Below are 1,840 nucleotides of genomic sequence, written 5' to 3' on the forward strand. Positions count from 1 at the left end.
GACCAGTTCCGTGTTGCTGCCGAAAACATCGCCGATCGTATACTCGAAGCCGGCCTTGGCGCCCGTGACGCTGCCGTCGTCGCCATGCGGATCCTCGAAATGATAGACGCCAATGTCGAGCCGCAGCGAATGCTTGTCGGGCAGGTTGACCGGCACCTGCGCGCCGATCTCGCCCTCGATGCCCCATGCCGCGTAATCGCGGTGGTCGAGGACCGAGATCTGCTCGATCAGCTGGTTGCTGACCATCGACAGGGTCGAACTGGTCGAGTGATCCGTCGAATCACCCTTGATCGGCAGATAGACGTTCACATGCGCATCGAAATGAGGCGTGATCGCCTCGGCGCCCAGCGTGGCCGCGGTGAACTGGGTGGAGTTGTAGTTCTCGAGATTGAGATAGGCGTAGCCGCCGATCATCAGGTCCGGGTTGACGATGCGGCGAATGCCGAGGCCGACATCCTGGCCGGAACCATCCTTGAAATCGTGCTTGGCCCGGACATCCAGGAACAGCACGGATTCGGCCGTCTGCTTGAGCGGGATGAAACCTTCGAGCGCGCCGTTGCCGCCATTGTTGTCGGCGCCGATGATGGCGCGGATCTGCGGCTGCCATAGCCCGTTGGGATCGCCATAGGCGGCCATGCCTGAAAGGCCGAGCGCCAGCGTCGTCAGTGCCGTCGTCTTCCAGAGATGCCTGGCGATTCGCGAACGGCGATAGCCGGCGTGCACGCGGAAATCCTCCCCACGCGCCGCCATCTCACCAACTTGCCGAGGCGTCTCGGTAGTTCCCATCCCTGGCGAGTCCTTCGGGGACTGCACGCACCCCGTGTAAAATCTTACTCGAATTCTATTGTATAGCGAGTCTCCGGCGCTTCGATTTCTGAGGGCCTCCTGCAATATTGTTCGTTGTATCCGAAAAGCCACAGTAATTTCGCCGGCTTGCTTGCCTCCTGCTCGGCTTCCGGAACAGTCGCGGGTGTTGTATCAAGCCATGCTCGGGAGAATACCGGGCGCGGCGAGGAAACATGCAAGGCATCCGGCAAAACAACATGACATTTACTTTAGCTAGATCTAATTTACTTGGCATGGCCGCGGGGCTGGCCGCCCTGTGGCTTGCTCTGGCCACCGGCCCGGCCCTCGCCGAAGATGCCAAGCCGGCCCAGCCAAAGCCGGCTGAAACCAATGCAAAACCGGCCGATGCCAATCCGTGGGCGATGAACTGCTCCAGCGGTTCGGCGACCACCGAGCTTCAGTGCCAGCTTTCGCAGAACCTGACCGAGGCCAAGACCGGGCAGCGCGTGCTGACCGTGACCGTGCGCCGCGACAACGGCAATGGCAGCCTCGCCATGCTGCTTGCCCTGCCGCACGGCCTGTTCCTGCCGTCCGGCGCCTCCTTCCAGATCGACCAGGGCCAGAAGACGACGATTGCCATCCAGACCAGCGACCAGAACGGCGCCTATGCCGCCACGCCGCTGTCGGCGGATCTCATCAAGGCCATGAAGTCGGGGACCAATCTGAACATCGGCATGGAATCGGTCACCCGCAAGCCGGTCACCATCCCGGTGTCGCTGGCTGGCTTCACCGCTGCCGTCGCCAAGCTGGAATCGATCAAGTAGCTGTTGTCAGCGGCTTGATTGTCGATGCCCGGAATGCTCCGTTGCCGCTTCGGACAGTGGAGAAACCCATGACAGGCTTTGTCGACCGCCAGCGCGCGGCGCAACTGATGGACCGCGCCGGCATCGAGGCGCTGGTGCTGTGCGCGCCCGAGGCCTTCCACTATGCGACCGGAGCCTCGATCGGCCCGGCGGGACTGTTCCGGCGCGCCGGCGCCGGCTTTGTCGTCATC

2 protein-coding genes are annotated in these 1,840 nt (G+C 62.6%); one reads left to right on the top strand and one right to left on the bottom strand.

The window, feature by feature from the left end; genetic code table 11:
• Window positions 1-750, bottom strand: a 750-nt coding sequence (locus EOA22_RS32130) for an inverse autotransporter beta domain-containing protein (RefSeq protein WP_245478738.1), incomplete at its 3' end; no start/stop codon positions are given.
• Window positions 751-1,079: 329 nt separating this feature from the next.
• Here EOA22_RS32130 and EOA22_RS32135 point away from each other — a divergent pair.
• Window positions 1,080-1,610, top strand: a complete 531-nt coding sequence (locus EOA22_RS32135) for an invasion associated locus B family protein (RefSeq protein ID WP_244514247.1) — start codon at window positions 1,080-1,082, stop codon at window positions 1,608-1,610.
• Window positions 1,611-1,840: the final 230 nt, after the last annotated feature.

The sequence above is a fragment of the Mesorhizobium sp. M7A.F.Ca.US.014.04.1.1 genome, assembly GCF_003998745.1.
Taxonomy (GTDB): Bacteria; Pseudomonadota; Alphaproteobacteria; order Rhizobiales; family Rhizobiaceae; genus Mesorhizobium; species Mesorhizobium ciceri.